Origin of the sequence: Antarcticimicrobium sp., from assembly GCF_029212575.1 — a bacterium.
Lineage (GTDB): Bacteria > Pseudomonadota > Alphaproteobacteria > Rhodobacterales > Rhodobacteraceae > Antarcticimicrobium.
The window spans coordinates 1-5,207 of record NZ_JARGPK010000084.1; the positions used below are offsets into that span (position 1 = coordinate 1).

The 5,207-nt window shown below is 67.1% G+C and carries 4 protein-coding genes and 1 pseudogene; 3 read left to right on the forward strand and 2 right to left on the reverse strand.

Annotated features, from left to right (window positions below):
* Positions 1–131, forward strand: a pseudogene (locus tag P1U75_RS17915) (IS5/IS1182 family transposase); the annotation flags it as partial.
* A 502-nt stretch (positions 132–633) separates the two neighbouring features.
* Here the strand turns inward: P1U75_RS17915 and P1U75_RS17920 are convergent.
* Both P1U75_RS17920 and P1U75_RS17925 read right to left on the reverse strand, forming a co-directional pair.
* A complete protein-coding gene (locus tag P1U75_RS17920) occupies positions 634–1,245 on the reverse strand; it encodes an enoyl-CoA hydratase/isomerase family protein (protein WP_300245664.1) in 612 nt (203 codons plus the stop codon).
* Positions 1,242–1,991: an SDR family oxidoreductase gene (locus tag P1U75_RS17925; RefSeq protein ID WP_300245666.1), complete on the reverse strand. Its 750-nt coding sequence runs from the start codon at positions 1,989–1,991 to the stop codon at positions 1,242–1,244. The genes P1U75_RS17920 and P1U75_RS17925 overlap by 4 nt, the downstream gene beginning before the upstream one ends.
* A gap of 129 nt (positions 1,992–2,120) precedes the next feature.
* Here P1U75_RS17925 and P1U75_RS17930 point away from each other — a divergent pair, with 129 nt between their 5' ends.
* Both P1U75_RS17930 and P1U75_RS17935 read left to right on the forward strand, forming a co-directional pair.
* Positions 2,121–3,635 carry a DUF2125 domain-containing protein gene (locus tag P1U75_RS17930; RefSeq protein ID WP_300245668.1) on the forward strand — a complete coding sequence of 505 codons (1,515 nt, stop codon included), beginning with the start codon at positions 2,121–2,123 and terminating at the stop codon, positions 3,633–3,635.
* A gap of 136 nt (positions 3,636–3,771) precedes the next feature.
* Positions 3,772–5,118 carry a TldD/PmbA family protein gene (locus tag P1U75_RS17935; RefSeq protein ID WP_300245670.1) on the forward strand — a complete coding sequence of 449 codons (1,347 nt, stop codon included), beginning with the start codon at positions 3,772–3,774 and terminating at the stop codon, positions 5,116–5,118.
* The last annotated feature ends 89 nt before the right edge of the window (positions 5,119–5,207 follow it).

Below are 5,207 nucleotides of genomic sequence, written 5' to 3' on the forward strand. Positions count from 1 at the left end.
GCATCAAACTCCTGGGCCAGTCCCTGAGGGCCAGAGACTTTGATCGCCAGGTCGCGGAAATCCGGATCCGCATCGCGGTCTTCGACCGCTACACCGCTCCTGGCATACCCATTACAAAGCCGGCAGGATGAGTCTGTCCGGAGTAAGGGGAAGTTTGCCCCTCAACCGATTTGCGCATCAAAGCCTTCCCGAACCACAACCTGCCCTCACGCCCCACCAGCCCCGCCTCACGCAGCCTGTACAGCGCCATATAGGCCCGGTTCGTTGCGGCCCGTCGGGTTAGCTCTGGCTTCTGTTCCCGTATGACCGCCCCTATGTCGCTGGCGTGCTTCGGCCCGGCCCGCAGCGCATCTAGCACCAGTTGGCGTGTCTCACGGTGCCGGGCGGCGTTTTTGGGATACCTGGACGGTTCCGGCGGCTCAACACCGCGCATCACAAGCAACCTACCGGCAAGCTTGCCCTGTTCACCACCGAATTTGCATAGCGCCAGTAGCGCGCCATCTATCGACTTGTCCTGCATGGCGGCAGGATAGTAAAAACCGGCGGTTAGGGATTCCGGTTTCTTGGTGCGTTTGATACATAAGGCCGCAAATACTCCCGCCGGAGGCGCCTCCGTCAACACGGGCGCATCGGTCAGGTGGCGCAGAGCGCCCCGATGGCCCGTGCAATCTGAGGATCGGCGGCGCAGGTATCGGCGATCAGCTCCCGCGCGACCGGCATCAGCGCCTCGGGGTCCACGATCCGGTCGACCAGGCCGAACTCATAGGCCTCCTGCGCGGAGATCTTCTGGCCCGCCATCAGGATCAGCCTGGTCCGCGCCGGACCGATCAGCTTGGCCATGCGGCCGGGGTCGGAGGGTTGCGGCAGGAACCCCAGCTTCATCACCGGGTAGAACACCTTGGCCGTGGGCACCGCGATGCGCAGGTCGCAGGCCAGCGCCATGCCCATCGCGCCCCCGGCCAAGGTTCCGTTCAGCGCCGCGACGGTCAACCCCGGAAGCCGCGTGATCGCGCCCGAAAGCCGCTCCCACAGGGGCGAGGTGGCAAGACCCGCGCGCGCCGCGTCCAGATCGGCGCCGGCGCTGAACACCTTGCCGGTGCCGGTCAGGATCAGCGCGCGGGCCTCCCGCGCGGCCTCGGCGATGCGGGCCAGTTCCTCCAGCATCTCAGGGGTCAGCGAATTGGCCTTGTCGGGACGGTCGATGGTGACGATCCACAGCCCGTCCTCGCGGTCCAGCCGGATCATGACAGGCCCACCCGGCGGCGGACCGCCTCTTCGCGGAGCGAAATCTCAGTGCCGATGAAGGCGTCGGCATCGGGGGAACACATCCACAGCAGGGCGCGCGCCGGCCAGTCGGGCGGAATGTGGTCGGACCAGTCGAGCTGGCTCACCGGGTTGATGCCGCTGGCCTTGATCTCGCGCTGCATCTGGGTGGCGACGGTGCCGGGGCTGAGGCCCATGGCGCGGATGCCGTGGCCGCGCTCTTCCTTGTCGAGGCAGGCAGTCAGCATCGCCGCCCCGGCCTTGGAGGTGCAATAGGCGCTCCACCCCTCAAGCGCATTGTGCGCCGCGCCCGAACTGATGGTCAGGATGCTGCCGCCCCCGGCCTGCCGCATCGCGGGCAGCGCCGCGCGCATGCCGTGAAAGACGCCCTTGAGGTTGATGTCGATCGCCCGGCCCCAATCCTCGGGGTCGGCCTCGGACAGTTGGGCAATCGGCTCGATCACGCCGGCATTGCCGATCAGCACGTCGAGCCCGCCGAAACGGTCCAGCGCGGTCTGCACCGCCTGCTCCATGTCGGCGTAGCGGCTGACATCGGCGCCCAGCGCAACCGCCTGCGGCCCGATCTCTGCCGCAAGCGCCTCAACCGCCCCGGCGCTGCGCGCCAGCAGAATCACATTGGCGCCCGCCGCCGCGAAAACCCGGCCCGCCTCGGCCCCGATGCCCCGGCTGGCGCCGGTGATCAGAACCGTTTTACCCGTCATGTCCATGCAATCTTCCCCATTTGCCCGTCTGGCCAAGTCGTACTGTGCCGTGACGCGCCGGTCCAGTCCTTCCCCCTTGACGCCCCGACGCGCAGAACAGACCATATCGCCAGAGTTTTCCAGGAGGATATTTCCATGATGACTTACCTCAAGCGCGGCTCGGCGGCGGCGCTGGTCCTGTCCTGCACGGGCCATGGCGCCTTTGCCGATCTGGCCGCGCAGGACGTCTGGTCGGACTGGCGCAGCTATTTGTCCGGTGCCGGCTACCAGATCACCGCGAGCGAGCAGACGGCAGGCGGCACCCTGACCGTGAGCAATCTCAGCATGGCGCTGCAGATACCGGAAGAGCAGGGCACCGTCTCGGTGCTGCTCGACCAGCTGGTGTTCACCGAGAACGGCGACGGGACGGTCAACGTGACCATGCCGCCGAAGATGCCGATCACCTTTGCCATGATCGAAGACGAAGACGAGGTGACGGCCGTCATGAGCCTGACCCAGTCCGGGGCGGCGATGGTGGTCTCGGGCACGCCCAGCGACATGACCTACAATTACACCGCTGCCGGAATCGGCATGGGCTTGGACAGCCTGACGGTGGAGGGCGACACGCTGCCGCCCGAGGCGCTGAGCGTGGCGTTTTCGATGAGCAACGTGATCAGCAGCACAAGGATGCAGTTGTCCGACATACGCAGCTACGAGCAGGGCATGAAGGCCTCCGCGCTGACCTATGAGCTGGTCTTCGACGATCCCGAGTCCGAGGATGCGGGCACCTTTCGGGGCAGCCTTCAAAAGCTCGGGTTCGAGGGCGCCGGAACGCTGCCGCTGACGATGGACGCCTCCGACCTGCCGCAAATGCTCAAGGCCGGTTTCGGATTCGACGGCACCTTCACCTATGCCTCGGGCCAGGGCGAGATGTCGGGCAGCGGGGACGGAGAACAGTTCGCGATGAGCTCCGCCTCGCAGGGGGGCACGCTCGGGGTGGCGATGGATGCGACGCATCTGTCCTATGACGTTTCGCAACAGCAGAGCGAGATCACCATCCAGACCTCAGATCTGCCCTTTCCGATTGCCATCGCGATGCAAAAGGCGGGTTTTGCCCTCGACATGCCGATCGCCAAATCCGATGACGAGCAGCCCTTTTCCTTCGGACTGACGCTGGCGGATTTCACCATGTCCGAACAGCTTTGGGGCATTTTCGATCCCGGTGCGATCCTGCCGCGTGATCCGGCCACGATCGTCGTCGATCTGGTCGGCAAGGTGCGGGTGCTGGCCGACCTGATGGACCCGGCGCTTGCCGAGAACCTGGACCAACCGCCGGGTGAACTGAACGCGCTGACGATCAAAGATCTGAAGGTGTCGGCGGTCGGGGCGGAACTCACCGGGACCGGTGATTTCACCTTCGACAACAGCGATCTGGAGAGCTTCGGCGGCATGCCCGCCCCGGCCGGCAAGGCCAGGCTCACGCTGGTCGGCGCGAACGGGCTGATCGACAAGCTGATCCAGATGGGCGTGGTGTCGGACCAGGACGCCACCGGCGCGCGCATGATGATGGGCATGCTCGCGGTGCCGGGCGACGGGCCCGATACGCTGAAGTCCGACGTCGAGATCAACGAACAGGGCCACATCATGGCAAATGGTCAACGGTTGAAGTGATCCGCGCCCCAAGCGGGGTTTTCGGCAAAATCATGGGCGGGGCCGGGTCAGACCGGCCCCGTTTTCCGTGCCCACCCTTGCGGCGCGGGCGTTCCGGGGCTACCTCCCTCCGGTATTCATGCAACCAGGGGCGACCATGACCCAATCCCTCGAAGAGCTCTGTCACGCCATGCTGGAGGCCGCGCGCAAGGCCGGGGCCGAGGCCGCCGACACCATCGCCGTGCGCGGCGGCTCGATCGAGGTCGATATCCGCGCCGGGGCTCTGGAAAAGGCCGAGCGGTCGGAGAGTACCGATCTGGGTCTGCGGGTGCTGCTGGGCAAACGTCAGGCCATCGTCGCGGTCTCCGACAGCCGGCCAGATGCCCTGACCGAGATGGCCGAACGCGCCGTGGCCATGGCCCGCGAAACCCCCGAGGATCCCAACGTCGGGCTGGCCGACCCCGCACAACTCGCGCAGCACTGGGACCTCGCAGCGCTGGAGTTGGAAGACCCCACCGCCGAGCCCGCGCCCGAGGCGCTGCAGCACGATGCTCTGGCCGCCGAGGCCGCCGCGCTGGCCATCGACGGGGTGACCCAGGTGCAGTCCGCCGGCGCCTCCTACAGCCGGCACGCGGTGCACCTGGCGGCGACCAACGGGTTCTCCGGCGGCTACCTGCGCACCGGGCGCTCCACCTCCTGCGTGGCCATCGCCGGCACCGGAACCGGTATGGAGCGCGATTACGACGGCGACAGCCGCAGCTTTCAATCCGACCTGCGCGCGCCCGAGGAGATCGGCGCACTGGCGGGGCGGCGCGCGGTCGAACGGATGGCGCCGCGCCAGCCCAAAACCGGGCATTACCCGGTGCTGTTTGACGAGCGGATCGCCGCCAGCCTGATCGGACACCTGATCGCCGCTGCCAACGGGGCCTCGGTCGCGCGCGGCTCGTCCTGGCTGAAGGACGATCTCGGCGCGCAGGTCCTGCCCGAACACCTCTCGGTGATCGAGGATCCGCACCGCCCGCGCGTCGGTGGCTCGCGCCCCTTCGATGCCGAGGGGCTGCCGACAAAACGACGCGCCATCGTTGAGAATGGCGTGTTGACCGGCTGGACGCTGGACCTTGCCAGCGCCCGCAAGCTGGGGATGTCGCCCACCGGCAACGCCGCGCGCGGCGTGTCCTCGGCGCCCTCTCCCTCCACCTGGAACATCGCGCTGACCCCCGGCGAGGCCAGCCGCGCCGACCTGATCCGCGACATGGGCACCGGGCTTCTGGTCACCTCGATGATCGGCTCGACCATCAACCCCAATACCGGCGACTATTCGCGCGGCGCCTCGGGCCTTTGGATCGAGAACGGCGAGATCGCCTATCCGGTCAACGAATGCACCATCGCCGGAAACCTGCGCGACATGTTGCTGCGGATCATTCCGGCCAATGATGCGCGCCCCTATCTCTCCCGCGTGGTGCCCTCTCTGCTGATCGAAGGAATGACGCTTGCCGGAAGCTGACCTGCCCCTGCTGATCGAGGCCGCGCGTGCGGCCGGACGGATCGCCGGCGGCTAGGTCGGCCCGCAGGCGCGGCGCTGGGACAAGCCCG